This window comes from Pseudomonas protegens, assembly GCF_013407925.2.
GTDB lineage: Bacteria > Pseudomonadota > Gammaproteobacteria > Pseudomonadales > Pseudomonadaceae > Aquipseudomonas > Aquipseudomonas fluorescens_AP.
The window spans coordinates 5,168,656-5,195,468 of the sequence record NZ_CP060201.1 but is presented as its reverse complement, the minus strand read 5'-3'; the positions used below and the strand labels follow the sequence as shown (position 1 = coordinate 5,195,468).

The 26,813-nt window shown below is 60.5% G+C and carries 29 protein-coding genes; 13 read left to right on the top strand and 16 right to left on the bottom strand.

Annotation, left to right across the window (positions count from 1 at the left end):
- Nucleotides 1-2: 2 nt before the first annotated feature.
- The 3 genes from ngg (at nucleotide 3) to GGI48_RS24260 (ending at nucleotide 3,372) form a co-directional block, all read left to right on the top strand.
- Nucleotides 3-1,748: an N-acetylglutaminylglutamine synthetase gene (ngg, locus tag GGI48_RS24270; RefSeq protein ID WP_103739909.1), complete on the top strand. Its 1,746-nt coding sequence runs from the start codon at nucleotides 3-5 to the stop codon at nucleotides 1,746-1,748.
- A gap of 125 nt (nucleotides 1,749-1,873) precedes the next feature.
- Complete coding sequence (locus GGI48_RS24265; RefSeq protein ID WP_179600376.1) at nucleotides 1,874-3,058, top strand: osmoprotectant NAGGN system M42 family peptidase; 1,185 nt, start codon at nucleotides 1,874-1,876, stop codon at nucleotides 3,056-3,058.
- 86 nt (nucleotides 3,059-3,144) lie between these two features.
- The gene (locus tag GGI48_RS24260) at nucleotides 3,145-3,372 is read left to right on the top strand and encodes a YheU family protein (protein WP_016964114.1); all 228 of its coding nucleotides are present in this window, start codon (nucleotides 3,145-3,147) and stop codon (nucleotides 3,370-3,372) included.
- A gap of 35 nt (nucleotides 3,373-3,407) precedes the next feature.
- Here the strand turns inward: GGI48_RS24260 and GGI48_RS24255 are convergent, their stop codons facing one another.
- Both GGI48_RS24255 and GGI48_RS24250 read right to left on the bottom strand, forming a co-directional pair.
- Complete coding sequence (locus GGI48_RS24255) at nucleotides 3,408-3,740, bottom strand: YnfA family protein (protein ID WP_016964115.1); 333 nt, start codon at nucleotides 3,738-3,740, stop codon at nucleotides 3,408-3,410.
- 64 nt (nucleotides 3,741-3,804) lie between these two features.
- Entirely contained in the window at nucleotides 3,805-4,620 is an 816-nt protein-coding gene (locus GGI48_RS24250; protein WP_016964116.1) for an SDR family oxidoreductase, read from the bottom strand.
- Between the two features lie 306 nt (nucleotides 4,621-4,926).
- Here GGI48_RS24250 and GGI48_RS24245 point away from each other — a divergent pair, with 306 nt between their 5' ends.
- The gene (locus tag GGI48_RS24245) at nucleotides 4,927-5,079 is read left to right on the top strand and encodes a DUF3309 family protein (protein ID WP_007945780.1); all 153 of its coding nucleotides are present in this window, start codon (nucleotides 4,927-4,929) and stop codon (nucleotides 5,077-5,079) included.
- A 97-nt stretch (nucleotides 5,080-5,176) separates the two neighbouring features.
- On the opposite strand, the gene GGI48_RS24240 is transcribed toward GGI48_RS24245, so the two are convergent.
- The 9 genes from GGI48_RS24240 to GGI48_RS24200 form a co-directional block, all read right to left on the bottom strand.
- The gene (locus GGI48_RS24240) at nucleotides 5,177-6,142 is read right to left on the bottom strand and encodes a fimbrial protein (protein ID WP_179600374.1); all 966 of its coding nucleotides are present in this window, start codon (nucleotides 6,140-6,142) and stop codon (nucleotides 5,177-5,179) included.
- A gap of 7 nt (nucleotides 6,143-6,149) precedes the next feature.
- Nucleotides 6,150-8,828, bottom strand: a complete 2,679-nt coding sequence (locus GGI48_RS24235; RefSeq protein WP_260620526.1) for a fimbria/pilus outer membrane usher protein — start codon at nucleotides 8,826-8,828, stop codon at nucleotides 6,150-6,152.
- 42 nt (nucleotides 8,829-8,870) lie between these two features.
- Nucleotides 8,871-9,611: a fimbria/pilus periplasmic chaperone gene (locus GGI48_RS24230; protein ID WP_218872814.1), complete on the bottom strand. Its 741-nt coding sequence runs from the start codon at nucleotides 9,609-9,611 to the stop codon at nucleotides 8,871-8,873.
- 96 nt (nucleotides 9,612-9,707) lie between these two features.
- Nucleotides 9,708-10,229, bottom strand: coding sequence for a fimbrial protein (locus tag GGI48_RS24225; protein WP_179600371.1), 522 nt, complete (start codon nucleotides 10,227-10,229; stop codon nucleotides 9,708-9,710).
- Nucleotides 10,230-10,571: 342 nt separating this feature from the next.
- On the bottom strand, nucleotides 10,572-12,659 hold the full coding sequence (locus tag GGI48_RS24220; protein ID WP_179600369.1) for an LTA synthase family protein: 2,088 nt from the start codon (nucleotides 12,657-12,659) through the stop codon (nucleotides 10,572-10,574).
- A 313-nt stretch (nucleotides 12,660-12,972) separates the two neighbouring features.
- The gene (locus tag GGI48_RS24215; RefSeq protein WP_047305577.1) at nucleotides 12,973-13,164 is read right to left on the bottom strand and encodes a PLDc N-terminal domain-containing protein; all 192 of its coding nucleotides are present in this window, start codon (nucleotides 13,162-13,164) and stop codon (nucleotides 12,973-12,975) included.
- 84 nt (nucleotides 13,165-13,248) lie between these two features.
- Complete coding sequence (locus GGI48_RS24210; RefSeq protein WP_179600367.1) at nucleotides 13,249-13,779, bottom strand: hypothetical protein; 531 nt, start codon at nucleotides 13,777-13,779, stop codon at nucleotides 13,249-13,251.
- Nucleotides 13,780-13,894: 115 nt separating this feature from the next.
- Complete coding sequence (locus GGI48_RS24205) at nucleotides 13,895-14,413, bottom strand: ankyrin repeat domain-containing protein (protein ID WP_016964125.1); 519 nt, start codon at nucleotides 14,411-14,413, stop codon at nucleotides 13,895-13,897.
- A 97-nt stretch (nucleotides 14,414-14,510) separates the two neighbouring features.
- The gene (locus GGI48_RS24200) at nucleotides 14,511-16,349 is read right to left on the bottom strand and encodes a long-chain-acyl-CoA synthetase (RefSeq protein WP_016964126.1); all 1,839 of its coding nucleotides are present in this window, start codon (nucleotides 16,347-16,349) and stop codon (nucleotides 14,511-14,513) included.
- Between the two features lie 126 nt (nucleotides 16,350-16,475).
- On the opposite strand from GGI48_RS24200, the gene GGI48_RS24195 reads away from it, so the two are divergent.
- Together GGI48_RS24195 and GGI48_RS24190 are read left to right on the top strand one after the other, a co-directional pair.
- The gene (locus GGI48_RS24195; protein WP_179600365.1) at nucleotides 16,476-16,796 is read left to right on the top strand and encodes a hypothetical protein; all 321 of its coding nucleotides are present in this window, start codon (nucleotides 16,476-16,478) and stop codon (nucleotides 16,794-16,796) included.
- Between the two features lie 233 nt (nucleotides 16,797-17,029).
- A complete protein-coding gene (locus GGI48_RS24190; RefSeq protein WP_016964127.1) occupies nucleotides 17,030-17,308 on the top strand; it encodes a DUF3509 domain-containing protein in 279 nt (92 codons plus the stop codon).
- A gap of 72 nt (nucleotides 17,309-17,380) precedes the next feature.
- Here GGI48_RS24190 and GGI48_RS24185 read toward each other — a convergent pair whose 3' ends face one another.
- From GGI48_RS24185 to aroC, 3 genes are read right to left on the bottom strand one after another with little or no spacing between them, the layout of a single operon-like run.
- Nucleotides 17,381-17,926, bottom strand: a complete 546-nt coding sequence (locus GGI48_RS24185; protein ID WP_179600364.1) for a 1,2-dihydroxy-3-keto-5-methylthiopentene dioxygenase — start codon at nucleotides 17,924-17,926, stop codon at nucleotides 17,381-17,383.
- Nucleotides 17,923-19,080, bottom strand: coding sequence for an MFS transporter (locus GGI48_RS24180; protein ID WP_179602107.1), 1,158 nt, complete (start codon nucleotides 19,078-19,080; stop codon nucleotides 17,923-17,925). The genes GGI48_RS24185 and GGI48_RS24180 overlap by 4 nt, the downstream gene beginning before the upstream one ends.
- 28 nt (nucleotides 19,081-19,108) lie before the next feature.
- On the bottom strand, nucleotides 19,109-20,200 hold the full coding sequence (aroC, locus tag GGI48_RS24175; protein ID WP_047305582.1) for a chorismate synthase: 1,092 nt from the start codon (nucleotides 20,198-20,200) through the stop codon (nucleotides 19,109-19,111).
- A gap of 142 nt (nucleotides 20,201-20,342) precedes the next feature.
- On the opposite strand from aroC, the gene GGI48_RS24170 reads away from it, so the two are divergent.
- Nucleotides 20,343-21,296, top strand: a complete 954-nt coding sequence (locus GGI48_RS24170; RefSeq protein WP_047305656.1) for an alpha/beta hydrolase — start codon at nucleotides 20,343-20,345, stop codon at nucleotides 21,294-21,296.
- A 98-nt stretch (nucleotides 21,297-21,394) separates the two neighbouring features.
- Nucleotides 21,395-22,186: a hypothetical protein gene (locus GGI48_RS24165; protein WP_103739901.1), complete on the top strand. Its 792-nt coding sequence runs from the start codon at nucleotides 21,395-21,397 to the stop codon at nucleotides 22,184-22,186.
- A 50-nt stretch (nucleotides 22,187-22,236) separates the two neighbouring features.
- Here the strand turns inward: GGI48_RS24165 and prmB are convergent, their stop codons facing one another.
- Nucleotides 22,237-23,145, bottom strand: coding sequence for a 50S ribosomal protein L3 N(5)-glutamine methyltransferase (gene prmB / locus GGI48_RS24160; RefSeq protein WP_016962780.1), 909 nt, complete (start codon nucleotides 23,143-23,145; stop codon nucleotides 22,237-22,239).
- 240 nt (nucleotides 23,146-23,385) lie between these two features.
- Here prmB and GGI48_RS24155 point away from each other — a divergent pair, with 240 nt between their 5' ends.
- The 5 genes from GGI48_RS24155 (at nucleotide 23,386) to GGI48_RS24135 (ending at nucleotide 26,154) form a co-directional block, all read left to right on the top strand.
- Complete coding sequence (locus GGI48_RS24155; protein WP_016962781.1) at nucleotides 23,386-23,976, top strand: cysteine hydrolase family protein; 591 nt, start codon at nucleotides 23,386-23,388, stop codon at nucleotides 23,974-23,976.
- A 129-nt stretch (nucleotides 23,977-24,105) separates the two neighbouring features.
- Complete coding sequence (locus GGI48_RS24150) at nucleotides 24,106-24,426, top strand: hypothetical protein (protein ID WP_016962782.1); 321 nt, start codon at nucleotides 24,106-24,108, stop codon at nucleotides 24,424-24,426.
- 74 nt (nucleotides 24,427-24,500) lie between these two features.
- Nucleotides 24,501-25,058, top strand: a complete 558-nt coding sequence (locus GGI48_RS24145; protein ID WP_103739899.1) for a Smr/MutS family protein — start codon at nucleotides 24,501-24,503, stop codon at nucleotides 25,056-25,058.
- Between the two features lie 77 nt (nucleotides 25,059-25,135).
- Nucleotides 25,136-25,681 carry a GTP cyclohydrolase I FolE gene (folE, locus tag GGI48_RS24140; RefSeq protein ID WP_011062625.1) on the top strand — a complete coding sequence of 182 codons (546 nt, stop codon included), beginning with the start codon at nucleotides 25,136-25,138 and terminating at the stop codon, nucleotides 25,679-25,681.
- Between the two features lie 101 nt (nucleotides 25,682-25,782).
- Entirely contained in the window at nucleotides 25,783-26,154 is a 372-nt protein-coding gene (locus GGI48_RS24135; RefSeq protein WP_047305584.1) for a glutathione S-transferase N-terminal domain-containing protein, read from the top strand.
- Nucleotides 26,155-26,209: 55 nt separating this feature from the next.
- Here GGI48_RS24135 and GGI48_RS24130 read toward each other — a convergent pair whose 3' ends face one another.
- Entirely contained in the window at nucleotides 26,210-26,812 is a 603-nt protein-coding gene (locus GGI48_RS24130; RefSeq protein ID WP_016962785.1) for a glutathione S-transferase family protein, read from the bottom strand.
- Nucleotide 26,813 lies beyond the last annotated feature (1 nt).

Genomic DNA, 26,813 nt, shown 5'->3' with positions numbered 1-26,813 from the left:
CGATGAAAGCGAATGCCACGGCTTACAGCCAACGCCTGCTGCGTGGCCAGGCGCCGTCCTATGAACGCCTGCAAGCGCGCTTCGCCGAGGACGGCAGCGAACCCGGCAACGTTCCCATTGCGCTGCACTGCGGCTGGGGCCGACTGCTGATCGGCCACACCTTTCCCGATCCCGGCAGCCTGGCCGCGGAGCTGCTCAACGAGCAGCCCGGTGAACGCGACATCGCTCTTTACGTGGCCGCGCCGCAGCAGGTGCTGGGCCTGGAACCGGCGCAATTGTTCCTTGACCCTTCCGACACCCTGCGTCTGTGGTTCAGCGACTATCGCCAGGCCACCCGGGTGTTTCGCGGCTTCCGCATCCGTCGGGCACAAAGCGAATCCGACTGGCAGGCCATCAATCAGCTGTACCAGGCCCGGGCCATGCTGCCCATCGATCCGCAGCTGCTGACCCCGCGCCATCAGGGCGGTCCGGTGTACTGGCTGGCCGAGGACGAAGACAGCGGCGCGGTGATCGGCAGCGTCATGGGCCTGAACCACCACAAGGCCTACCAGGACCCGGAGCACGGCAGCAGCCTTTGGTGCCTGGCGGTGGACCCCGATTGCAGCCGTCCGGGCGTCGGCGAAGTGCTGGTGCGGCACCTGATCGAACACTTCATGAGCCGCGGCCTGAGCTACCTCGACCTGTCGGTGCTGCACGACAATCGCCAGGCCAAGAATCTCTACGCCAAGCTGGGCTTTCGCACCCTGTCGACCTTCGCCATCAAGCGCAAGAACGGCATCAACCAGCCGTTGTTCCTCGGCCCCGGCCCCCAGGCGGAGTTCAATCCTTATGCGCGAATCATCGTCGAGGAGGCCCATCGCCGTGGCATCGACGTGCAAGTGGACGACGCCGACGCCGGGCTGTTCACCCTCAGCCACGGCGGGCGCCGGGTGCGTTGCCGGGAATCCCTGAGCGACCTGACCAGCGCCATCAGCATGAGCCTGTGCCAGGACAAGAGCCTGACGCACAAGGTGCTCAAGGGCGCCGGCCTGCAACTGCCCGCCCAGCAATTGGCGGGCAACGCCGACGACAACCTGGCGTTTCTCGACGAGCACCAGCGGGTGGTGGTCAAGCCGTTGGACGGTGAACAGGGACAAGGCGTGGCCGTGGATCTGAGCACGATTGAAGAGGTGCAGCGCGCCATCGACCAGGCCCGCCGCTTTGACAGCCGAGTGTTGCTGGAAAGCTTCCACCAAGGGCTGGACCTGCGCATCCTGGTGATCGGCTTTGAAGTGGTGGCCGCGGCCATCCGCCGTCCCGCCGAGATCATCGGCGACGGTCGGCATTCCATTGGCGCCTTGATCGAGGCCCGCAGCCGCCGACGCCAGGCGGCCACCGGAGGGGAAAGCAAGATCCCCCTGGACGCGGAAACCCAGCGCACCCTGCATGCCGCCGGTTACGACTACAACAGCGTGCTGCCGGCCGGCGAGCGGCTGTTCGTCCGGCGCACCGCCAACCTGCACACCGGCGGCACCCTGGAAGACGTCACCGGCATTCTCCATCCGACCCTGGCCGACGCCGCCATCCGCGCGGCCCGGGCCCTGGACATTCCGGTGGTCGGCCTGGACCTGCTGGTGCCGGCAGCGGACCAGCCGGACTACGTGTTCATCGAAGCCAACGAGCGCGCCGGGCTGGCCAACCACGAACCGCAACCCACCGCCGAGCGTTTTATCGACCTGCTGTTTCCCCACAGCCAACCGGCGCCTTGATCCTTCGCCGGCCAGCCGGCTCCTGCCCCATTGGTAGGAGCTGGCTCGCCAGCGAAGGCGCCCCCAGGCCCTCCATCCATGCCCTCATCGAAACCATCGATGGCCTTTTTTCATCAGGAGTTTCCATGACCCGCCCGATTCCCCAACCGGACCTCGCCTACCTGCAGAAAGTCCTCCTGGAAATGCTCGCCATTCCCAGCCCCACCGGCTTTACCGACACCATCGTGCGCTACGTCGCCGAACGCCTGGAAGAACTGGGCATCCCCTTCGAACTGACCCGGCGCGGCACCATCCGCGCCACCCTCAAGGGCCAGAAGAACAGCCCCGACCGGGCCGTCTCGGCGCACCTGGACACCATCGGTGCCAGCGTCCGTACGGTGAAAGACAATGGCCGCCTGACCCTGGCCCCGGTGGGCTGCTGGTCCAGCCGCTTCGCCGAGGGCAGCCGGGTCAGCCTGTTCACCGACAACGGCGTGCTGCGCGGCAGCGTGCTGCCGCTGATGGCCTCCGGCCACGCCTTCAACACCGCGGTGGATGAGCTGCCCATCAGTTGGGACCACATCGAACTGCGCCTGGACGCCTACTGCACCACCCGCGCCGACTGCGAATCCTTAGGCATAGGCGTGGGCGACTTTGTCGCCTTCGACCCCTTGCCGGAGTTCACCGAAAGCGGCCACATCAGCGCCCGGCACCTGGATGACAAGGCCGGCGTCGCCGCCCTGCTGGCGGCGCTCAAGGCCATCGTCGACAGCGGTGAAAGCTTGATGATCGACTGCCACCCGCTGTTCACCATCACCGAGGAAACCGGCAGCGGTGCGGCGGCGGCCCTGCCCTGGGACGTCAGCGAGTTCGTCGGCATCGACATCGCCCCGGTCGCCCCGGGCCAGCACTCCAGCGAGCATGCGGTGAGCGTGGCCATGCAGGACTCCGGCGGCCCTTACGACTATCACCTGTCCCGGCACCTGCTGCGTCTGGCCGCCGAGCACGAACTGCCGGTGCGCCGCGACCTGTTCCGCTACTACTTCAGCGACGCCCACTCGGCCGTCACCGCCGGCCATGACATCCGCACCGCCCTGCTGGCCTTTGGTTGCGACGCCACCCACGGCTACGAGCGCACCCATATCGACAGCCTGGCGGCACTCAGCCGCTTGCTCAGCGCCTATATCCTCAGCCCGCCGGTGTTCGCCAGCGATGCACAGCCGGCCCAGGGCTCCCTGGACCGCTTCAGTCATCAGCTGGAACACGACACGCAGATGGAGAGCGACACTCGGGTGCCCTCGGTGGACAGCCTGGTGGGCAACAAGTCTTGAACCGCGACCCGGGGTTTGTGCGCGCTACAACTGGCGGCACGCCCCCGGGCGCAGTAGCATCCGGGATTGTTTTTCGGAGGCCCCCCATGCTGATTCCCCACGAGCAACTTGAAGTCGACACCCTGACCCGTCTGATCGAAGACTTCGTCACCCGCGAGGGCACCGACAACGGCGACGAGACGCCTCTGGAAACCCGCGTGCTGCGGGTGCGTCAGGCCCTGAGCAAGGGCCAGGCGGTGATCGTTTTCGACCCCGACAGCGAGCAGTGCCAGTTGATGCTCAAGCACGATGTGCCCAAGGAATTGTTCGACTGATGCCTGGACCGGCCCAAGCCCTTGGGCCGGGATGCTCAACCGTTGGAAAAGCGCGGGCCAAACAGAATCACACTGGCCCCGATCACACACAGTGCCAGCCCCAGCCAGTCCGAGCCCAGGGGCCGCACCCGCTCCACCACCGCCAGCCAGCCAATCGACGCAACGATGTAGATGCCACCGTAGGCGGCGTAGGCGCGCCCGGCGTAAGTGGCTTCGACTTTGGTCAGCAACAGGGCGAACAGGGTCAGGCTGATCAGGGCGGGAATCACCCACAAGGCGCTCTTGCCCTGGCGCAGCCACATCCAGAAGGCATAGCAGCCGGCGATTTCAAACAGCGCGGCGAGGAAGAACCACAGGTAATTGAGCATGCAAGGTCTCGTCAGGATTGCCAGGTGCCGGCAACCCTAACGAGGCCATGGCGGTGGAGCAAGCTCAGTGGGCGCCTTGTTTGGCCTTGGCGCGCATCTTGTCGGCCATCAGGGTCATTTCGTCGTACAGCGCCTGAGGGTTTTTCTGCTTCAGGGCCCAGGCCATGCGCCCTTGTTCGTGGGGCAGGATCATGAACTGGCCAGCATTGACCTGGGTGTGGATGTAATCGGCAATCTGGGCGGCGGTAATCGGCGAACTTTCCAGCAATTTGCCCACCTGGGCCTTCATCGCCGGGGTCGGACCACGGAAAGAGTCCAGCAGGTTGGTCTGGAAGAACGACGGACAGACCACGTGCACGCCGATTTCCTGCTGCGCCAGCTCGACCAGCAGGCTCTCGGACAGCGCCACCACTCCGGCCTTGGCCACGTTGTAGTTGCTCATGGCCGGGCCCTGCATCAAGGCGGCCATGGAGGCGATGTTGATGATCTTGCCCTTGCTCTGTTCCAGCAGCGGCAGAAAGGCCTTGCAGCCCTTGACCACGCCCATCAGGTTGATCGCGATCTGCCAGTCCCAATCCTCCAGGGACAGCTCGCTGAAGAACCCGCCGGACGCCACGCCAGCGTTGTTGACGATGATGTCGATGCCGCCGAACTTCACTTCGCAAGCCTGGGCGAAGGCAGTCAGCTGGCTGTAGTCACGCACATCGCAGCGCTGCACGAAGCCGTCGCCACCGGCGGCGCGTACCAGCTTCAGGGTTTCCTGCAGGCCCGCCTCGCTGACATCGGACAAGGCCAGCCGCCAGCCATCGCGGGCCCAGCGCAAAGCGATTTCGCGACCCAGGCCGGAGCCGGCGCCAGTGATCATCATGCGATTTTGCATAAGAGTTGCCTTGTTGTTCCGGGGAAGATGGGCCGCAGTGTAGCGAAGGCCCCTGCGCCACCCACGCACCATCAGAATGCTGAATGCCCCGGGCAAACCGCTGGCCGGGTGGACACTGGCGCGCCAGCGCGGCGCAACCCATGACAGACGCAAAGGAAATAACCATGGCGGCGCAGTGCATTAAAAAATTGGAATTTTCTCGATAGGCGCAGAGTCGGATTTATTAAGCGCCTGGCTTTATGCATAAAGCCAAGTTGTCTTTGAACAACCGCGTTGTTCAACACTCTTCAATTTAAGGAAACCACCATGGGCACCATTCTGATTGTTATTCTGATTTTGCTGCTGATTGGCGGCCTGCCGGTATTCCCCCACTCCAGAAGTTGGGGTTATGGCCCTTCGGGAATCATCGGTGTCGTGCTGGTGGTGCTCTTGGTGTTATTGCTGCTGGGCAGGATTTGAATCAGCAAAACAGCTTTATCGTCGGCTGTCTGAAGCAAAAAGCGTCCTGATCAACAGGACGCTTGGCGCCGTTCACCCATCAAGGAAAAATCTCCGTTCATTCATACATGAACGTCACCATGGCATTGCTCCGAACATAGCCAGCCGTCACTTTCGGACCGAAATTCACGTAAAAGACGGTTAACGGTAAGCTGAGCATTTCGTCATCGACTGTAGTTTGCGTAGTCTTGAATTCCGTCCGGGTCCCAAGTTTTTGAATAACCTGGCTGCTGGCATCACCTTGTACCAGAATCAACCCCACGCCCTTGGCCATGCCCTCATCTTGGCTATTAAGCAAAACATGCCCATTGTAGATGACCCCATCAATGACATAGGCCACCTTGACCCCTTTGTCACACTTAAGATCAATCGCGAACGACTTAGGGCCAAACACAAGTTCATCCTTAGCGAACTTGCTCAACGGGACAGAAGGCATGATGACCGTTTGCACCGGACGGAGGACACTACAACCACTGCGCTGAGCGTTGTAAGACACGTTATTGAACAAGATCTCATTGCTCAATTGGTTGTGGTAATAAATCCTGATCTTGTGGTCGAGGAACTTTCCGGAGCTGATGGGGCCAGTCTTGACCAGTTCCAACTTGAACTTATGCGGTGGTGTATACGTAGTGGGGTTCAGCCGACGCTCGAACCTGGGCCACTCCATGTACACCCCACCCTCGTTGTACCAGTAAATCCGCATGCCAATCCCCGGTACTCCGGTCTGATAGACATGTTCATAGGCCGTCTTGGTGGCGCCCCCGACAAAACCGTAGTCAAACCAGAGCCCATCACCGCTACAGTTCATGGTCGTTTTACCCTGGTCAATTTCCTTGACCAGGATAGTGCTGCCCACCGGAATGTCGCGAGGAGGCTTGAGCATGGCGAAGTCGGCACTGGTGAAGTGCGTCGACAGTGGATTTCCGGTGCATGTGTTGGCCCACACCTGATTGCCGTGCAGAGCCGTCAACAGAAACCACGCGACCAAGGACCATCGGTTGTTTAGCAGGACGTTGATGTTCATCCATTACCTACCTGTTTAAGTTTCGGCTGCCCGTAAGGCAGGGCAACTCCAGTTGCTGGTAGTAGTCGTCGTTCGGGGAGGGATCGCTGGGCATGCGATACGACGCGAGGCAGCTCTGCCCAGCTCCCCACTGAATCAACAACTGGCCCTGACCTTCCAGCCCTCGGACAAAGGTTCGGCCGCCCTGTCCGACCTGAGTCAAGACTTCACCCGCAGGCCCCAGGACTTGCGCCCCCAGGGGGATCATCTCGCCATCGTCGCGCACCAGTTTGAGCAGCATCGCCCGCCCCACCACGGTCGGATAACGCAACATGACCACGGCGCCCGCACGCGGGGCGACCTGCTGCGAGGTCATCTCCAGCTCGACATCCCGGGACGTGCCTTTGGGGTCTAGGGCCATGTCGTTGCGTCGGTAAGGCGTCAACCCCGTCACCACCGCATAGCCGTTATCAGCGATTCGGGTAGTCGCGTTGCTGAGCACTTGAGCGCCCTTGGCCCCGGCGGCTTCGAGCACGGCCATGGTTTCGCCCTGACCCGAGGTTGCGTTGATGCCTCCCGGGTGCGCGACCAGAGTGCCTTGCATGGCAAAGTTGGCTTGCTGATAGTTCTGTCCGCGGCTGGCGCCCAGGTTGTAATTGGCATGGGCCGCGTCATAACGCAGGTTCCCGCCATAGTTGCTGTTGCCCTGCCCCTCATAACGGTCACGTGAACCGTAGAGGCTGTAACCGACCTGGGCGTTTTCGCCGAGATTGCCGCTCAAGGAAGTATTGACGCCGTGATTGCCCCTGCCGTCGTAACTGATGGACGAGCTCAGGTAGGGTGAGTAGCGGCTGCGTCCCAGGGGCAAGCTGATACTCAGCAGATACTGATTGTCCATGCTGCCGCCACCGCTGCGGGTACGGCTGGCGCTGAAACTGAAGCTCCCCCAGTTGAAGCTGTTGGAGTAACCCACCTGATAGCTCAGATCCCGTCCCTGATCGCGATTCCAGTAGTTTTGCGCCAAACCGGAAAAGTTCAGTTGCCCCAGGCGTTCGCCTATCGGCTGGCTCAGGCTCAACTGCAGCCGACTGCGTTGCTTGAACGACAGGTTTTGCGACGGGCTGTCCTGCAGGCGAGCGTAATCGTCGAAGTTCAGATAGCCCTCGCTGGAAAACCGGTAGGCCGCCACGCTGAAGTTGGTGGAGGTGGTTTCAATCAGTTTGTTGTAGGACAAGCGCAGGCTGCGACCGCTCAATTGCGCGCGGCCACCGGCAGGCGCATCACTCAAGCCTGAAGCCTGGGAATGGGTCAGGTCCATTGCCACCGCCCCCAAAGCAGTGCTCAAGGCCGCCCCCCCCTGCCAGGCTTGATAGTCCTGAGCCAGGAGACTGCCGCCATAAGCGGTCCACAGGTTGGACAAGCCGTGCTGATAGATTCCCTGGACAAAACCGGGCAGGCTATCAAGGCTGTCATCGCGGTAGCGTCCGGCGCTCAAGCTGAAGCGCGAGCTGCCGGGACGCAGTAGCTGGGCCATCGAGGCATAAGGCACCACAAAACTTTTGGTCCGCCCATCGGCCTCGGTGATGGTGACATTGAGGTCACCGGCGTAACCGGCGCTGTTCAGATCGTCAATGGCAAATGGCCCGGGAGACACCGTGGTTTCATACAACAGATTCTGCCCCTGGCGCACGCTGACCTTGGCGGTGGTATCGGCGACGCCACGCACCACAGGCGCAAACCCGCGCATCGAATCAGGCAACATGCGCTCATCGCTGCTCAGTTGTATGCCGGTAAAGGAAAAACTGTCGAACAGATTGCCGGGGGTATAGAACTCGCCCAGGGTCAGTTGGGCCTGGGCCGCAGTGATATCGCGCTGCACATAGCTACTCAAGGCGTTGTATTGACTGCGACGGCCAGAACCTGACTGGCCATCGTAGCTGTAGGAGCCATTGTGTCGCAGACGCCACTGGCCGAGGTTCAGCCCCGTGTTCAGGCCGCTATAGAACTGCCGACTGCGTTGTCCGTTGCTACGATTCTCGGACAGGTTGTTGCTGTAGCCGAGAAAGCCTGCATTGACCCCCGCATCCCATTCTTTGGGAGATACATAACCGCGCTTGGTCCGGCTCAGGTACAGCTGAGGAATGGAAAGATCGGCGCGCAAGTCGGCCATGTCCACTTCCAGACGCCCCTGAGGCACGATTTCATCGGGCCGCAGGCACTCGGCCGCCCGAGCCAGGGCGGCCTGATCCTCGGGCAGCCGAGTGAAATCAACGCCAAGCTGCTCCAGCAAAGCCGGTGGCAGACAAGGCTCGACCTTCGAGCCATCGGCCGAGGTCTTGAACAGGATTTCTTCAGTCCCCACGCGGTTCTGGTTGAGATACAGATCAAGGCGATAGGTACCGGGCGTCAGCGTATTGCCTTGTTCATAACTGGACAGATCCAGCGTTTCTCCACGATTGTTGCCAAAAAATGCCGGATTGAAGCGAATCAGTTCTTCAGCCTCACAGAGATCACTCACCATCCACGACACAAGTGCCGTACTTGCCAAAATAAAAACATCACGCACAACAGTGAATTTACTCAAGTAGACAAGAGTACGAGCCATATAAAAAACAGGTCCTGACAAAGCACTCATCTCGCCCGCCCGTAAAATCAGCACGATAGTTCCGTTACTTAAATACCAAGACAACAACCTCGGCTTCAGCAAGTAGTGAGCGATACAGCCAATAAAAACCGGTTTAAGACGTTTCTAGAATTGCAGCTTGGCTTCATTACGCACATTGGAGCCGTAATCATTGATCCATTCATAAACAACACTAGCGTTGACATCCGAGGCACTAAGTGCCTTCTCGATAACGAATTCAGCAGACGTCTTGGGCGCAATCATTTTACTTTCAACCTTTAAACTACTACCGTCGTTGAGTTTCACCTCCACCGAATTAAAAGACACATGAAAGGCCCCGTCATTGCGCACCTGCAGCAGAGTTTTCTTACCGGACCTCAACAGATTCCAGTGCAATTTTTCTGCACTTTCAGTTGCACTACCTGGTAGATCGACAGGCCGGAAAAACAACTTGATACGCGTGCGAAATGCCAGCTGCATATGGTTGCTGAGCTGCGCGGAAGGCAATGGCGGCACATCCAGTACATTAAGCCAGAACACCGACTCACGATCCTTTGGCACGCTTGATGAGGAGCTATAGGCAATGCGCAAAGACTGGCCCTTGTCAGGGTTGATACGCACCATGGGCGGCATTACCACAAACGGTACATCTACGTCATCGGGCTTTGCATCCGGATTACCATCGTCGATCCAGGCTTGTACCAGCGCCGCTTGTTGCCCTTGATTGCTGAGCCTAAGGGAGACTTCGCGCTCTTTGGCCGCATAGATAAGCCGCGTTGCGTCAATCACTACGCTGGCTTGTGCAGAGATGGACCACCACAGAAACATGCCACAACAAAACAGTCGCAAAAGTAAACGGCAGGACATGGGTTGAATCGCTCAAAAACGTTAAGCCTTGAAGCTTGCGCTTCAAGGCTTTGACTACGCTCACATATAAATTAAAAAATTGAGCTGTTTTTTGTTTCACTCATATACAAGATCAAACATCAATTTGGCTTTAACATCACCTGCTGTAACCGGCTCAGCGCCAGCAAGGTATTGCGCGTAGAAGTTAAAGGATGCGCCTGATGCATCAGCCAAAGCGGGTTGCATAGGATCTTCCATGTGAGCCCGAGCTAGATTGATAGGTGCATAGTCTTGGTCCAGCACTTGTATTTTCACCGTAGATCCACCGGGCTCGGCATTAAGCAGTGCCCCGGAAGAAAGGTCTAAGTCGCTGATTGGAGCATTAAACTTCCCGCGGATTTTAGTAGCATCACACCCAGTAACGTTGACACTAAAAATCTTCATGCCCGCAACATCACCAGCGCCCTTAAAAGCGTTGGTACTGACACTATTAAGGTTGACATCGGATGCACTTGACACTGCACACGTTGACTCTGTGACTTTACCTTGAAAGTTCAGTTGCACATCATGTGCATAAGCATTGCTTACTGCCAGAGACAGACAAGATGCCAGACCCGCTACCCACCAAGACCTTTTCATTTAACTCTCCATTTACCAATAGTCGTGACGTAATGCCGACCACACCATTCAAGAATCAATGCTGCGTGCCACATCTGGAGTGCTGTACGTATCCGTCCGGGCCGAAGCGGATGCGATCATTACAGTCTGTTGTATTGGCTAACATCAGATGAATCCTAAAAGACAAGAAACTTCCCGCAATCAACCAAGAAATCGACTAGTCACATGGGAATTTTTCCCAAGAAAAGTAGGAAACACCTTAAAAGCCCTGGGCGGTCAGGGCCTGTCAGCAGGCAAAAAAAAACACCCCAGATGGGGTGTTTTTTCAGTTCAACCTTGCCCAGATAGCGGCAAGTCCAACGATCAATCCGGCTTGCCGTTGACCACGCCGGCCGTGTTGTCGATCAGACTCTTGGTCGCAGTCTGGAGGAACGACTCCAGCTTCTGCTTGAGTTGCGCCTCATCGGCGGCTCCGGAAATCAGCTCGCCGCCAGGGGTTGCACCCAGTTCGTACTTGTACAGTCTGGGCGGCATTTCCTTGGGCAATACCAGCACCCGGTCCGCCGTCAGCAGCGCCACGGTCTGATCGCTGCCCGACGGCTTGATCACGCCAAAGCCCTTGTCGCCTTCGGGCAGGTTGAGCAGGTCACGCCCCCAGCACTGGTGCAACACATCGCCACCGAGGCGGCCCATGATGGTCGGCACGATATCGATCTGCGTGCCCACGGTGTGGTCGCGCTGGCCGAACTTCTCCTGGATACCGGGTGCAATCATCAGCATCGGCACGTTGAAACGGCCCAGGTCCATTTCGGTGATCTGTTGCTCATTGCCAAAACCGTGGTCGCCGACCACGACAAACAGCGTTTCCTTGAAGTACGGCTCCTTGCGCGCCTTCTCGAAGAACTGGCCCAGGGCCCAGTCGGAGTAGCGCATGGCGGTCAGGTGCTCGTTGAGGCTGCCGCGGTCGGTGACCTTCTCCACTGGCAGTGGCGTCGGCAACGCATAAGGGGTGTGGTTGGACAGGGTTTGCAGCAGGGCGTAGAACGGCCCCTTGCCATCACGGGCCTTCAACTCTTCCAGGCCACGGTTGAACATGTCTTGGTCGGACACGCCCCAGGTCGGGTCGGAGAACACCGGATTGACGAAGTCGTTGCGGCCGACGAAGTTGGTCATGCCCTGGTTGCCAAAGAACCCCGACTGGTTGTCCCAGGCGAAATCACCGTTATAGACATACACATCGTCGTACTTGCGAGCACTGAGCAACTGCGGCAAGCCGGACAGCTTGTGGCTGCCTTCCGGGGTCTGCATCAGGTATTCGAAGCCCGGCAGGTTGGGGAAGCAAGCCATGGTGGCGAACATGCCCTGGTGGGTATGGGTGCCATTGGAGAAGAAGCGATCGAACAGCAGGCCTTCCTTCGACAGCTTGTCGAAATAGGGGGTGATCTGACCCGGACGCTCCAGCGCCCCGACCGAGTGCCCGGCGAAGCTTTCCATCAGGATCACCACGACGTTCTTGATCGGCAGGGTCTTGTCCGCATCCGGCGTGTAGTTACGGCGCACGGCGGCGATGTCCGCATCCACCAGCTTGTCGTTGGGCACCAGCAACATGTCGCGCACGGTCTGCTGAGCCAGTGGCTGAGGCAGGGTCGCCTTCCAGATATTGTTGCGGTCTTCGGACAGGCGATCCTTGGCGGCCGCCATCAACTGCAGGGTGCCGTTGAGGCCCAATTGGTTGGCGAAGTTCGATTCGGTGGTGTAGACGTCACCCCAACGCATCGGCGGACCCTGACGCAGGGTGCCACGAGCGGCGACCACACAGATCAGCAGGCAGACCACGAACACCGCGATGCGCGCATACCAGGGCGCAATCTGCCGAGTGCCGACATTGCCCCCGCTGAACGGGCCACGAGGCCGGGTAGCGCGGTCAGCGCCCTTGAATGCCAGGCTGAGAATCCAGGTCCCCACAGCCCAGGCCAACAGGTAGCGAACCACCGGGAAACCGTACCAGAGCATGCTCATTACGGTCTTCGGATCTTCCTTGACGTACTGAAAGACCAGACCGTTGAGGCGCTGGTGGAATTCACGGTAGAAGTCCATCTCCATCAGGCCGAGGAACAGCGCGATGCTGGAGGTCAGCGTCAGCCAGAAGCGCAACAGTCCGCGCGCCGCCATGGCCCGGGCACTGATCAGCGCGAGGATCAGCGGCACACTGAGATAGACCACCAGCCGCAGGTCAAAACGCAGCCCATTGGCGAACGCCTCAAGGAAGGTCGAAGCCGGGGTGTCGAGAATCATCTCGCGGTTGTAGATCAGCAGCGCAACGCGCAACAAAGAGAGCATCACCATCACGACCAGCGCACACAGCAGCGTGTAGGCCAGATGGGATTTAACGGTCGGTTGCAGCAGGCGATTCGAGGATCGCTGCTGACTCAGGGCATCCGAGTTTGCCATGTCGTTTTAGGACCCATTGGAAGTTTAAGTTGCAAAGAAAAAGCGGCGTTCTGCCCTCTTTTTGTCGCCAGGGCGACGGGGATTACGCGGTGCGCAGATGTTGCACGATCACTGAAGGCATTGCCATTGATTAGTGGGCACTACCGACAAGCCCAGCCACTGCGGCTCTGGAACAACAGATTGCAGGGATTTACACCCCTGGAAAAACGCTGGCGAATTGTCTTTGAGGCTTTGTGAAAATTTCGTCCAACGCATGTTTAGTCACACAAAAAGGGCCTGACGGCCCTTTTATCGATCTTGCAACCTTCGCAGGTCAGAGCCGCACGTTGCCTCGCGGCCCGGCGATGGCCCAGATGATCAACCCCAAAACCGGCAGGAAGAGGATCAACAGCACCCACAGGATCTTCATCCCGGTTTCGGCGCCACTTTTCAGCACGTTGATGATGGCCCAGATATCCAGGGCCAGAATGATCAGGCCAATCAGGCCATTGAAGGTGGAACCCATGGTGTCGCTCCCAAATGATGGTGTGCCTCTTTAGGATAGCCGCCCGCCTTCGGGGTTCCGCTGTATTGCGCGGGGAGCCGCGATTCAGGCGTGCACGGCAATCTTCAGGGCTTCCAGGGCCGGCGCCGCGGCGATACCGACTTCAGCACACAGCTCCAGCACTCGCGGCAGGTCATTGCCGTAGACCAGCACCATCTGCAGCTCGTCATCCAGCAACTGGCTGAAATTCATCAGCACATAGCCACCGTTTTCCGGGTTCATGCTGCCCATCTGGATCTGGATGCGGTTCAAGGCCATCAAGGCTTCGATCTTCGCCAGTTGCTTGGGCTTGATATTGAAAGGCACGTCCTTGCCGAAGGACGCGACGATCTGTGCGAACAGGTCGACATAAGTGTCGGCCTGAAACAGCACGGTATCCGGCAGGCTGCCGACCACCACCCACTCGCCCAGGGGAATGGGAAAGCTGTCGTCATAGTTGATGTCCGGGTTGGCCGCCAGGAACGCCTGGGGATCGGCGTAGGCCTGGGCCGCTTCGTCGGCGATCCGCTGGATTTCGGCGTCGCCCATGCACCCGGAGCTGATTTTGCTGATGAGTTCGATAAGGGCGGTTTTCATGGGGACATCCTGAAGGCAAGGAAATTCGAGGGCGCGAAGGATAGCCTAAAGTGCGCGCCCAGACCTACGCCTGTGACAAGGGCCTGGCGCCCTCGCCCCCTCGGACCTTGACGGCTCAGGCCAGGAGTTTTTCCAGCTGTGCGGTCGTGTCCTGCGCACCCATGGTCTTGGCGGCTTCCAGGGCACTCACGCCATTGCTGTCGCGAGCCTTGGGATCGGCGCCCTGGCTGATCAGGTAGCTGACGATTTCCGTGCGGTTGAACATCGCCGCCATCATCAGCGCGGTACGCCCGTCAAAGGACGAGCCTTCCACTTGCGCGCCGCCCTCCACCAGGGCCTTGACCACCGCCAGGTCGCCCTTGAAGGCGGCGCCGGCGATCGGACTCTGGCCATTGTCGTTGCGGATCTCGGGATCGGCCTGGTGCTTGAGCAGCACCTGCACGGCGTCCACATGCCCGTGATAGGCAGCCAGCATCAGCAAGGTGTCCCCTTTGTGATTGCGCAGGTTGACCGGCAGGCCATTGGCCGCCAGCTTGTCGAGCATCTGTGCGTCACCCTGACGGGCCACATTGAATACCTGTTCGACAAACTGGGCGGCCTCTTCCTCAGTCATCTGGCGGCTTTTGTCGGTCATCGGAAACTCCAGGTTCGGCAAATCGGAAAGGCGCTAGTTTCCCCAAGCCGGCCGCGGCCTGTCATCCCTTTTTTCCCAAGAACCGCCATAGACAGAATCAATAACGCAGACGTCCGGCCTGAATGTCCGCCAGAATCGGCGGGGTCAGCCGCACGTAGGTGTCCGACCCCGGCAACCAGGCATAGACCGGATCATCGGCCACCTGCTCCAGATCGAATGCCTGCTCCTTGAGGCGGCTTTTCTGGTATTTGAACGTGCCGGTGGTGTCCATCTTCACCTTGATCCGCAGAAACAACGGCACGGCATAGGCCGGCAACTGCTGCCTGGCAAATTGCAGCAATTCGCTGAAATCCAGGGTCGCCAGGGACTGCGCCGGCGTGATCGCCACCATCCCCGCCCGGCCGTTGGTGTTGTGGATTTCAACGCCATAGGCCACCACTTCGGCAATCTGTGGATGGCCCAGGAGAATATTCTCCACTTCAGTGGTGGAAACGTTCTCGCCTTTCCAGCGATAGGTGTCCCCCAGCCGATCGACGAACTGCGCATGGCCAAAACCGATGTCGCGCAGCAAATCGCCGGTGTTGAAGTAGCAATCGCCCTTCTCGAACACATCCTTGAGGATCACCTTGAGGTTCTTCTCCGGATCGGTGTAGCCATCCAGCGGCGCCTTGTCGTCGATCTTCGCCAACAGCAGGCCCTGACCGCCCTTGGCGACCTTCTGCATGAAGCCCTGGCTATTGCGCAATGGCGCCCCGGTGTCGTGGGCGTATTCCACCAACGCCCAGGGAATCAGGGAAAACCCCACGGTGTTGTCAAAGTTGAGGATATTGCTGAAACCGATATTGCCGTCGCTGGCTGCGTACAGCTCACAGACATGACCGACGCCGAAACGCTGCTTGAACTCGCTCCACACTCCCGGGCGCAGGCCGTTGCCGATCATCTTCAGCACACCATGCTCGGTGTCCCGCGCATTGCTTGGCTGATCGATCAGGTAGCGGCACAACTCACCGACGTAGCCCAGGGTCGTCGCCTTGTAGCGGCGCGCATCATCCCAGAACTGACTGGCGCTGAACTTGCGGCGAATGGCGAACCCCGAGGCACCGGTGATGGCCGAGCCCCAGCACACGCACAATCCGGTGGCGTGGTACAGCGGCAAGGTGCAATACACCACGTCGTCGGGCCGCATATCCAGGGCGATGGTGCCGAAACCGGCGGATGTGCGCATCCAGCGCCCATGCTTGAAGATCCCCGCCTTGGGCAGGCCGGTGGTGCCGGAGGTATAGATGTAGAAGCAGGGATCATTGAAGAAGATCTGCTGAGTCTGCTGCAGATTGTCCGCGGGATAAGCGGCACTCTCGCGCATCAGGTTGAACATCCCGTCCGGGGCACTGCCCGGATCGGCGAGGGTATCCTGGTCGGCCACGAACCAGGTGCGCTGCGGATCGATCCCCACCTGCTCGCGCACCGCTTCATAAGCCGCCAGCAACTCACCGCCCAGCATGATGCCCGCCGGTTTCACCAGCTGCAGGCTATGCGCCAGCACGTTGTGGGTCTGAGCGGTGTTGAGCATGGCGCAGATCCCGCCGAGCTTGGCCACCGCCAGCACCGTGACCAGCAGTTCCGGGCGGTTCTCGATGAAGATCGCCAGCACATCGCCCTTGCCGATGCCCCGGTCGTGCAGGTAGGCGGCGATACGGTTGGCCCACTGATTGACCTGGGAATAGCTGAGAACCCGCTCGCCGCACAACAAGGCCGGCCCATCGGGATTGCGCCGGGTCGCCTGCTCGAAACTCCAGCCCAGGCCACAGGCCTGATCAGGCTTGTCGATGTTGCCCGCCTTGACGCCGCGCACCACCCGCGGCAACGCCCTGGCAATGGAGGGCAGCTTACGCAGCATCATGCCCCAGGTGATCATGTCGCTATTGTGCTTGTTCATGCTTGCTCCGCTTCGAAGACAAAAGTCTGTGCCCCGACCACACGGGTCGGACGTGACAAGGCCTGGAACAAGGCTCAACCGGGCGCTGCGCCCCTGGTGTCGGCAACGGGCAAGCGGAGAGGGAGGATGGCTCCCGGGACGGGACGGAAAAACAACGAGTGCAGCGCTGCTGACAGCACCGGCATCGGTACGGTGGGAGCGTTCATGGAGGGCGTCCTGGTATTTTTATTATCTGGCGGGCTGGATCGCTGGATCGCACCACAACCATTCCATGTCACAGACACGCCTCGCAAAGGTCTTCGGCAAAGTGCCAAGGCCGGTTTGAAACGGCGCGACTGGCTGGAAAATACGTCAGCCGTCGCCGGACTGTACATGGAGTTTTTGCAAACTTTTGTATCTCGCCCGCGGCGTTCTGCCGAGCCTCGCAACCCCTGCACCAGCGATTGAATTTTCCGCCGGAGCCTGTGGTCACAGCCCTGTAGCTACGCCTGCCCTGCCCCGCCGCGAACCTGCAAAATGCAGGATGCACGATGGCCTTTCATGCAATTTGCACGAATCACGATTACGCTGAAAAATATAAGTGATTGATTTTAAAGGAGTTTTAAAAACGACAGTGCTGGCACAATCGCTGCAACTATCCGTTCACGCTTGCCATTCAAGAGCCAACGGAGCTGATAGACATGAGCCTGATCCAAGAAAAATTCTCCTCCCTGTTCTCCAACTTCGAAGTCACCACCCAACCTCGTCCCGACGGCGGCATCCTGTTGACCCTGCGCAACAGCGAAGGCAAACAGTTCAAGCGTTCGATTTCCTACGCGCAGCTGCATGCCGCCGACCAACTGTCGTGGGTCATCAGCGCGATTCGTCGGGATTTGGCCGAACAGGCCAGTGAGCTGCCACAGATTTCCCTGCTGCAAAGCCAGAACCGCTTTGCCTTGCCGACCTACCACAGCGCGTAAGCCTGCCGCCGTTCTTCGACTGGCCGGCCCACCTTGCGTGGGACCGGCCGGTTGCCGTTGCGCCCAGCGTCCCTAGTCTTCCAGGCGCGGGAACTGGCTGGCGATCGCGTCGCCGGTCGGTTGGGCGGCCCAGCCTTGTGGGCTACTGAACAGGCGGATGGCCACCAGGTGTGGTTCCGCGCCCATGTCAAACCAATGTGCGGTGCCCGCAGGCAGCGAAATCAGGTCGTTTCTTTCACAGAGCACGGCGTAGACATAGTCGTCGATGTGCAGGGAAAACAGACCGCGTCCGGCCACGAAAAATCGCACCTCATCCTCGCCATGGCGATGCTCGTCGAGAAAACGGGCGCGCAGCTCGGCTTTTTCTGGGTGGTCGCGATTGAGACTGATCACATCGACGCTGAGATAGCCCTGCTCGGTCATCAACCGGTCGACCTGCTCCCGATAGGCCTCGATCACCTCCTGCTGACTGGCGCCCGGCTCGATGCGCGTGGCGGCGGACCAGCGTTCGAAGCGAATGCCCTGCTCGGCCAGGGTCGCCGCGATATCGTCGAAATGGGTCAGAACCTTGTTCGGCAGGTCCGGGCTGGATACGTGGTAGACGGACAGGCTGCTCATGACGGCAACTCCTCTTGCATGCGGGTGGCAATGATAACGGCTGCGGCCATGGCGGCGACGCTGGCAATACTAAAGGTCAATGTGGCGCCCAGGGCGTTCCAGCTGTAGCCGGCATACAAGGCCCCCAAGGCGCCACCGGTTCCCGCCAGCGCGGCATACAACGCCTGCCCCTGACCTTGCTGGCGCGCACCGAAACTGCGCTGGACAAAATGAATGGCCGCGGCGTGAAAACTGCCGAAGGTCGCCGCGTGCAGCACCTGGGCCAACAACAGCACCCAGAGATGCTCCGCCAGACTGCCCAACAGCAACCAGCGCAGCGCCGCCAACAGAAAACTCGCCAACAGCACCCGACGCACGGAAAACCGCGCGAGAATCCAGCTCATGGCCAGGAACATCAGCACCTCGGCCACCACTCCCAGGGCCCAGAGCATGCCGATCAGGCCGCGTGTATAGCCCAGGCGTTCCAGGTGCAGGGTCAGGAAGGTGTAGTACGGCCCGTGGCTCATCTGCATCAACGCCACGCACAGGTAGAACGCCAGCACACCGGGACCGCGCAACTGCTTGAGAAATCCGTCCCCGGCCAGTCGCGGCCCCTGCACCAGGGGGCGGGCATTGGGCACCCACAGGCTGCTGAGCACGATCCCTCCCATGATCATCACCAAGGCCAGCGGATAGATATCCAGGCTCAGCCATTCGAACAGGCGACCCAGCACCACCACCGTCAGAATGAAACCGATGGAGCCCCAGAGACGGATCTGGCTGTAGCGAGAGGCCTGCCCGTGCAAGTGCGCCAGGGTGATCACCTCGAACTGCGGCAGTACCGCGTGCCAGAAGAAGGCGTGCAAAGCCATGACCATGGCCAGCCAGGCGTAGCTCTTGCTGACGAAGATCAGGGAGAAACAGATCAGGGTGCAGATTGCGCCAAAACGCACGATTGCCAGGCGCCGGCCGGTGTAATCACCGAGCCAGCCCCACAAGTTGGGCGCCACGCAACGCATGAGCATGGGAATGGCCACCAGCTCGCCGATCCGCGCGCTGGAAAAACCCAAATGATCGAAATACAGCGCCAGGAACGGCGCGGTCGACCCCAGCAGGGCGAAGTAGAACAGGTAGAAACTGGAAAGCCGCCAGTACGGCAGCGCCGCCCCGGCCATCAGGCCGTGGCGACTGGCAGAACCGCCATTACAGCTGACCCAGTACCGGCGTGCTGACGCGCACGTCGGCATTCTGGCCGCGATGACGCAGCAGGTGATCCATCAGCACGATGGCCATCATTGCTTCAGCGATCGGCGTGGCGCGAATCCCCACGCATGGGTCATGGCGGCCCTTGGTGATCACGTCCTGAGGATTGCCATCGACATCGATGGAGCGCCCTGGGGTGGTGATGCTGGACGTCGGCTTGAGCGCCAGGTGGGCAATGATCGGCTGCCCCGAGGAAATACCGCCCAGGATGCCGCCGGCGTTATTGCTGAGAAACCCTTGCGGGGTCAGCTCGTCACGGTGCTCGGTCCCACGCTGGGCGACGCTGGCGAAACCGGCGCCGATTTCCACGCCCTTGACCGCATTGATGCTCATCAACGCGTGGGCCAGCTCAGCATCCAGGCGATCGAAGATCGGCTCGCCCAGGCCCGGCATCACGCCTTCGGCGACCACGGTGATCTTCGCTCCCACCGAATCCTGATCCCGGCGCAATTGGTCCATGTAGGCCTCCAGCTCCGGAACCTTGTCCGGATCGGGACTGAAGAAGGCGTTGTCTTCCACCGATTCCCAGGTCTTGAAGGGAATCTCGATCGGGCCCAGCTGGCTCATGTAGCCACGGATCACGATGCCCTGGCTGGCCAGGTACTTCTTGGCAATGGCACCGGCCGCCACGCGCATGGCGGTTTCCCGGGCCGAGCTGCGACCGCCGCCACGGTAGTCGCGGATGCCGTACTTGTGGTGATAGGTGTAGTCGGCATGCGCCGGACGAAACAGATCCTTGATCGCCGAGTAGTCCTTGGACTTCTGGTCGGTGTTGCGGATCAGCAGGCCAATGGAACAGCCGGTGGTCTTGCCCTCGAACACCCCGGAAAGGATCTCGACTTCGTCGGGCTCCTGGCGCTGGGTGGTGTGACGGCTGGTGCCGGGCTTGCGCCGGTCCAGATCACGCTGCAAATCCTCCAGGGACAGCTCAAGACCCGGCGGGCAGCCGTCGACAATGGCGACCAACGCCGGGCCATGGCTTTCGCCCGCGGTGGTGACAGTGAACAGCTTGCCGTAGGTATTGCCGGACATGCGGGGAGCTCCGTGAAATCAGCCGAAATAACTCGATCAGGATTACTGAAGGGCGCAAGTATACGCAGGCTACCCAACTAGTTCATCCTCGAACCTTCTGCCGCTGCCTGAGTCCAAACGGCACCTTATCCATGATGGCGTGATGATGCTGCGAGCCCTTCTCTTGAGCCTTTCCCTGTTCACCGGCCTGGTCCAGGCCGCCGTCCTGCAACGCCCAGTCAGCCTGGATACCGGCCACGGCGAGCTGTATGGCTCGTTGCTGCTGCCCAAGTCCGAACAGCCGGTGCCGGTGGTGCTGATCATTTCCGGCTCGGGTCCCACCGACCGCGACGGCAACAATCCCGACGGCGGACGCAACGACAGCCTCAAGCGCCTGGCCTGGGTCCTGGCCAAGCACAACATCGCCAGCGTGCGCTACGACAAGCGCGGTGTGGCGGCCAGCCTCGCGGCAACCCCGGATGAACGCAACCTGACGCTTGATGCCTATGTGGCCGACGCTGTGGCCTGGGGCAAGCAGCTCAAGGCCGACCCGCGCCTGGGCCAATTGATCGTGCTGGGCCACAGCGAGGGCGCGCTGATCGCCAGCCTCGCCGCACCGCAACTGGATGCCGCCGGGGTGATCTCCATCTCCGGTACCGCCCGCCCCGTGGATCAGGTGCTGCGCCAGCAATTGAGCTATCGCCTGCCGCCGGCGCTGATGGTGCGCAGCAACGAACTGCTGGACAGCCTCAAGGCCGGCCAGGTGGACACCGATGTGCCGCCGGCCCTGCAAGTGATCTTCCGCCCCAGCGTGCAGCCCTATCTGATCACCCTGTTCCGCGAAGACCCGGCCGCCGCCTTCGCCCGCTTGAAAATGCCGGCGCTGATCATTCAGGGCAGCAACGACATCCAGGTCAGCGTCGACGACGCCCGGGTGCTCAAGGCGGCGAAACCGGACGCCCAATTGACCCTGATCGACGGCATGAACCACGTCATGCGCATCGTGCCCAATGATCTCAAGCGCCAACTGGCGTCCTACAAGGACCCGCAACTGCCCCTGGCGGCAGAACTGGGCCGGTCGATCATCAGTTTTATTGACGGACTTCACACCCGTTAGGCTGTTTTTACCCTCCAGTCCTGAAAGAAACGGCCGATAAGTCTTTGCCGGCCGTTCGATTGCTGTCGGCGCGCAGCGATTGGACAGGACTTGCCGTTATGACTGATACCCCGAATTCACCCGCCTCCGAGCAAGAAGCCGCCGCCCCGGAAGCGCCGCCGTTGCCGTGGGCGGATGTGCAGGCCGAACATCACAAGATGCTGCGCCTGGCGCCCCTGCAAACCGATCGCGCCACCGGTGTGCGACCTTTGCGCTTTGTCGAGTTCGGTTATGCCGAACGCAACAACAAAGAGCACAGCCTGCTGCGCATGACTGTCCGCCTGCCCGGTCAGCGAGTGCGCAAGGAACAGAATCATCTGGATGTCTGGGTCGAACACGAGGCCCGCCGGGTGTACTTCGAGCCCGAGGGCGGGTTGCAGATCGAACCGCTGAACCGGGGCATCGGGCGCTTCCTGCTGGCCCAGGCCGCGCAGTGGGCACAGAAGAAGTGGCCGCACTACCGGGTGGACGGCTTCGACCTCGCCAACAAGGACGCCCTCAATGAACACACTCGCCTGCGTCGCGACCATGTGTTGCGCATCCAGGGCTTCGACGTGGTGTATGCCGATGCCCAGCACCTCAAGGGCAGCGTCAAGGATGTCCAGGTCGGCGAGTTGCTGAGCCAGTGGAACACCGAGAAACTGCAGTTCGTGGAAATTCTGGAAGCGGCGCAGATGCTCCAGCAGGCCGAGCAGAACCTGGAAGAGCTGGAAGTCAATCTGCGCAAGCAGGAAGAGAAAGTCACCAAGTACAAACGTGAAGACACCGGCCTGCGCTTCACCATCACCTGCCTGGTGGCCTTCGCGGTCTTCCAGGCGGGGCTGCTGATCTGGATTGCGACGCACCGCTGAGTCGCACCCACTGATTGCTCAAGGCCCGCCTTACGCGGGCCGCTCATCACTCAAACGCGCGAAGCAAAGAGTGCCTGATGCTCGCGGCACTGCTCCGCCGTGAGCATGAACACGCCGTGACCGCCGCGCTCGAAGTCGAGCCAGGCGAAGTCGACTTCGGGGTACAGCGCCTCGACATGAACCTGACTGTTGCCCACTTCGACGATCAGCAAGCCCTTCTCGGTCAGATGATCAGCGGCTTCGGCCAGCATGCGGCGCACCAGGTTCAGGCCATCGTCGCCGCAAGCCAGGCCCAGCTCGGGTTCATGCTGGTATTCGTCCGGCATGTCGGCAAAGTCTTCGGCATCGACATAAGGCGGGTTGGACACGATCAAGTCGAAGCGCTGTCCCGGCAAGCCATCGAAGCCATCGCCCTGCACGGTGAACACTCGCTCGTCGACGCCGTGACGCTCGATGTTCTGGTTGGCCACTTCCAGCGCTTCGAAGGACAGGTCGGCCAGCACCACTTCGGCGTCGCGGAACTCGTAGGCGCAGGCGATACCGATGCAACCGGAGCCGGTACACAAGTCGAGAATCCGCGCCGGCTCGTTGCCCAGCCAGGGTTCAAAGCGTTTTTCGATCAGTTCGCCAATGGGTGAACGGGGAATCAGCACCCGCTCATCGACAATGAACGACATGCCGCAGAACCAGGCCTCGCCCAACAGGTAGGCCGTGGGCACACGCTCTTCGATACGGCGCTTGAGCAGGTGCTGCAGATGGGCCAGCTCGTCCTCTTCCAGCGCGCAGTCCAGGTAGCTGTCGGCAATTTCCCAAGGCAGGTGCAAGGCACCGAGCACCAGTTGGCGGGCCTCGTCCCAGGCATTGTCGGTGCCATGGCCGAAGAACAGATCCTCCCCATGAAAGCGGCTGACAGCCCAGCGGATATGGTCGCGCAAGGTGCGCAGGCGGGAAGTGATCACGGGACAGACTCCTGACAAAACGACCGGCAATACTACCAGCCAAAACGCCCGCCGACGACGAATGAAAAACCGCAGGCAGGCAAGCGGCCGCTACGCAGGTTTTGCCGCTCGAAGGTCAATACCTTGCCCCTCTTGACAAGGCTGCAGGCCAACAACGGCGCACCTTACGTTAGTAGCGATTCACAGAAGCGCTCTGCCAGAGGACAATGTCGCAAAAGCCCCACTCACAGGAGCCCCAGAATGTCCGTTCCAAAGACGATGTTTCAACTCAGCGGTCGTGGTTATGCAGCGGCCAATTTGAGCCACGCGACCCTTGTGATCATCGACGCCCAAAAAGAGTACCTCAGCGGTCCCCTGGCCCTGTCCGGCATGGACAAGGCAGTGGCCAACATCGGTCAACTGCTGGCTGCAGCCCGCGCTGCCGGCCGGCCCATCGTGCACGTGCGCCATCTCGGCACCGTCGGCGGCCTGTTCGACCCCCAGGGCGAACGCGGCGAATTCATCCCCGGGCTTGAGCCGCAAGGCGACGAAACCATCATCGGCAAGCTGCTGCCCAGCGCCTTCCACGGCACCGAACTGGAAAAACGCCTGCAGGATCTGGGCTCCCTGGACCTGATCGTCGCCGGCTTCATGAGCCATTCCAGCGTCAGCACCACCGTGCGGGCTGCGAAGAACCTGGGTTTCCGTTGCACCCTGGTGGAAGACGCCTGCGCCACCCGCGACCTGCCCTACAAGGGCGGCATCCTCAGTGCCGAGCATGTTCAGCAGACCGAAATGGCGATCATGGCCGACAACTTCGCCACCCTCGCCCAGACCGCAAGCCTGATCTGATCAGCCCTGGTGAGCGGCTGGCGGGCCGCTCATCCATAAACGCCTCGCATTTGCAGCAATTGCCTTAGCCTCAGGAACCACCCGGTCAACTCCCGGTCGAAGGGCCGATACCCATTGAGGAAGGTCGGAATGAAGATATCCGATGGTTTTGACGCACGCCGGTTGCGGCCCAAAAGCCCGCGAAACTGGCGATTGCGCCTGGGGGCGGGATTCTCCGCATTGCTGGCGACATTCGGCGTACTGCTGGCGATGGCGGGTGCGGCCAGCCTGCTGGGCCGCGCTCCGGCGCTGGGAGAACTCAATGCCAGCCCGGCGGGGTCGGCGGTGATTCTGGCGGTTGGCCTGTTACTGCTGTATGTCGGGGTTCGCCTGTGGCGGCGTTGCCGGCGGCGCATGCGTCAGCCCCTGGCGCTGAACATGGCGCCACACCTGATGAAAAAACACGACTGACGCATCTGGGCGCGATTTGCACGCCTGAAGGCGTACCGAGTTGGGTAAACTAGCCGCCCTTCGCGGAGGCTGACATGCAAGACGACGATTTTTCCCTGTTCAAAAACGAGATCCGCGGCGTCAAGCCGATCAAGCACGACCGTGCCGACACAGGCAAACCCAAGGCTGACCGCGCGCAGATCGCCAAGCTGCGCCAGGCCGCCACCGTGCGCAGCGAAACCACCACGGTGGATGGGCTGTCCGATCAGTTCGTCATCGATGTGGGGCCGGAAGATGAGCTGATGTGGGCCCGCGACGGGGTTCAGGAAAGCCAGATGCGCAAGCTGAAAATCGGCCAGATCCCTTTCGAAGGCAGCCTCGACCTGCACGGCATGACCGTGGAAAAGGCCCGGGAAACCCTCTGGGCATTTCTCGCTGAAGCCACCAAATTCGAAATCCGCTGTGTACGGGTCACCCACGGCAAGGCCGTGCGTCTGGACGGCAAGCGCCCGATGATCAAGAGCCACGTCAACACCTGGTTGCGCCAGCATCCCCAGGTGTTGGGCTTCACCTCGTGCCAGGCCAAACACGGCGGCACCGGTGCACTTTACGTGATGCTCAAACGCACCATGATGGAAGGCCGTGACGAATAAAGCCGCTGCATCACGCTTGCAGCGTCGGGTCCGCCACCGTACCCTTGCCCTTTGCGTAAAATCCCACAGGTAGTTTCATGTCCCTGGAACAGAATTACACCGCGATCCTCGGCCAATTGGGCGAGGACGTCTCCCGCGAGGGCCTGCTCGACACGCCCAAGCGTGCCGCCAAAGCCATGCAGTACCTTTGCCGCGGTTATGCCCAAACCCTGGAAGAGGTCACCAACGGTGCCTTGTTCAGCTCCGACAACAGCGAAATGGTGCTGGTCAAGGACATCGAGCTCTACTCGCTGTGCGAACACCACCTGCTGCCGTTTATCGGCAAGGCGCACGTCGCCTACATTCCCAGCGGCAAGGTCCTGGGACTGTCGAAAGTAGCGCGCATCGTCGACATGTATGCCCGTCGCCTGCAGATCCAGGAAAACCTCAGCCGGCAGATCGCCGACGCCGTTCAGCAAGTGACCGGTGCCCTGGGCGTTGCCGTGGTGATCGAGGCCAAGCACATGTGCATGATGATGCGCGGTGTGGAGAAGCAGAACTCGTCGATGATCACGTCGGTGATGCTGGGCGAGTTCCGCGAGAATGCCGCTACCCGCAGCGAGTTCCTCAGCCTGATCAAGTAACAGGCTGCAAGTAAAAAAACCGGCGATGATCGCCGGTTTTTTTTCGCCCGGCAAAATCAGGTAAGCTGCCGCCCCTTCATTCATGGGCAAGAGGCAATACCGTGATCGTCAAAGCGCTGCGAGTCGGCCTGGGTCAACTCATCATTTTCATCGACTTCATCACCCGCCCGCGCAAGCAACAGCGCACAGCTGCCGCTCAGGCGAGCGTCGATGCGGCGGCCAAGGGCCTGACCCTGTATCAGTTCCACGCCTGCCCGTTCTGCGTGAAGACCCGCCGCACCCTGCACCGCCTGAACGTACCGGTGGCCCTGCGTGACGCCAAGAACAACGAGCAGGATCGCCAGACCCTGCTGGAACAGGGCGGCAAGATCAAGGTGCCGTGCCTGCGGATCGAAGAGAACGGCCAGACCACCTGGATGTATGAATCCAAGGTGATCATCGACTACCTGAACCAGCGTTTCTCGGCGGCCTGAAGCCACTGCCCGGGACGATGCCGTCCCGGGTCAGTTGCCCCCTCGAAAAATCCGCTCAATCGAACATCCCGACATGCCGCGGATGGCTCTGCACTCGCTGGATCCAGGCCTGGATGCCCGGGTATCGGGCCAGGTCGAAGCCGCCTTCATGGGCCACATGGGTGTAGGCATAGAGCGCGATATCGGCAATGGAATAGTGCTCGCCCACCAGGTAGGGCGTGCGGCTCAACTGCTTTTCCATCACATCCAGTGCCTTGTAGCCGCGCTTGTGCAACTTCAGGTATTCCTCCCGGCGCGCTTCGGGCAAGCCTTCATAGACTTGGATAAAACGCGCCACGGCGATATAGGGCTCATGGCTGTATTGCTCGAAGAATTGCCATTGCAGAACCTGGGTACGCAGGCGCGGTTCGCTGGGCAGGAACTCGCTGCCATCGGCGAGAAAGTTGAGAATCGCGTTGGACTCCCACAGGCAGGTGCCGTCCTCCAGCTCCAACACCGGGATCTTGCCGTTGGGATTTTTCGCCAGGAAAGCCTCGGTCTGGGTATCGCCTCCGAGAATGTCCACCGCCTGCCATTCATAAGGCAGCCCCAGCAGATTGAGCATCAGCTTGATCTTGTAGCAGTTGCCCGAACGGTAATCGCCGTAAACCTTGTACATG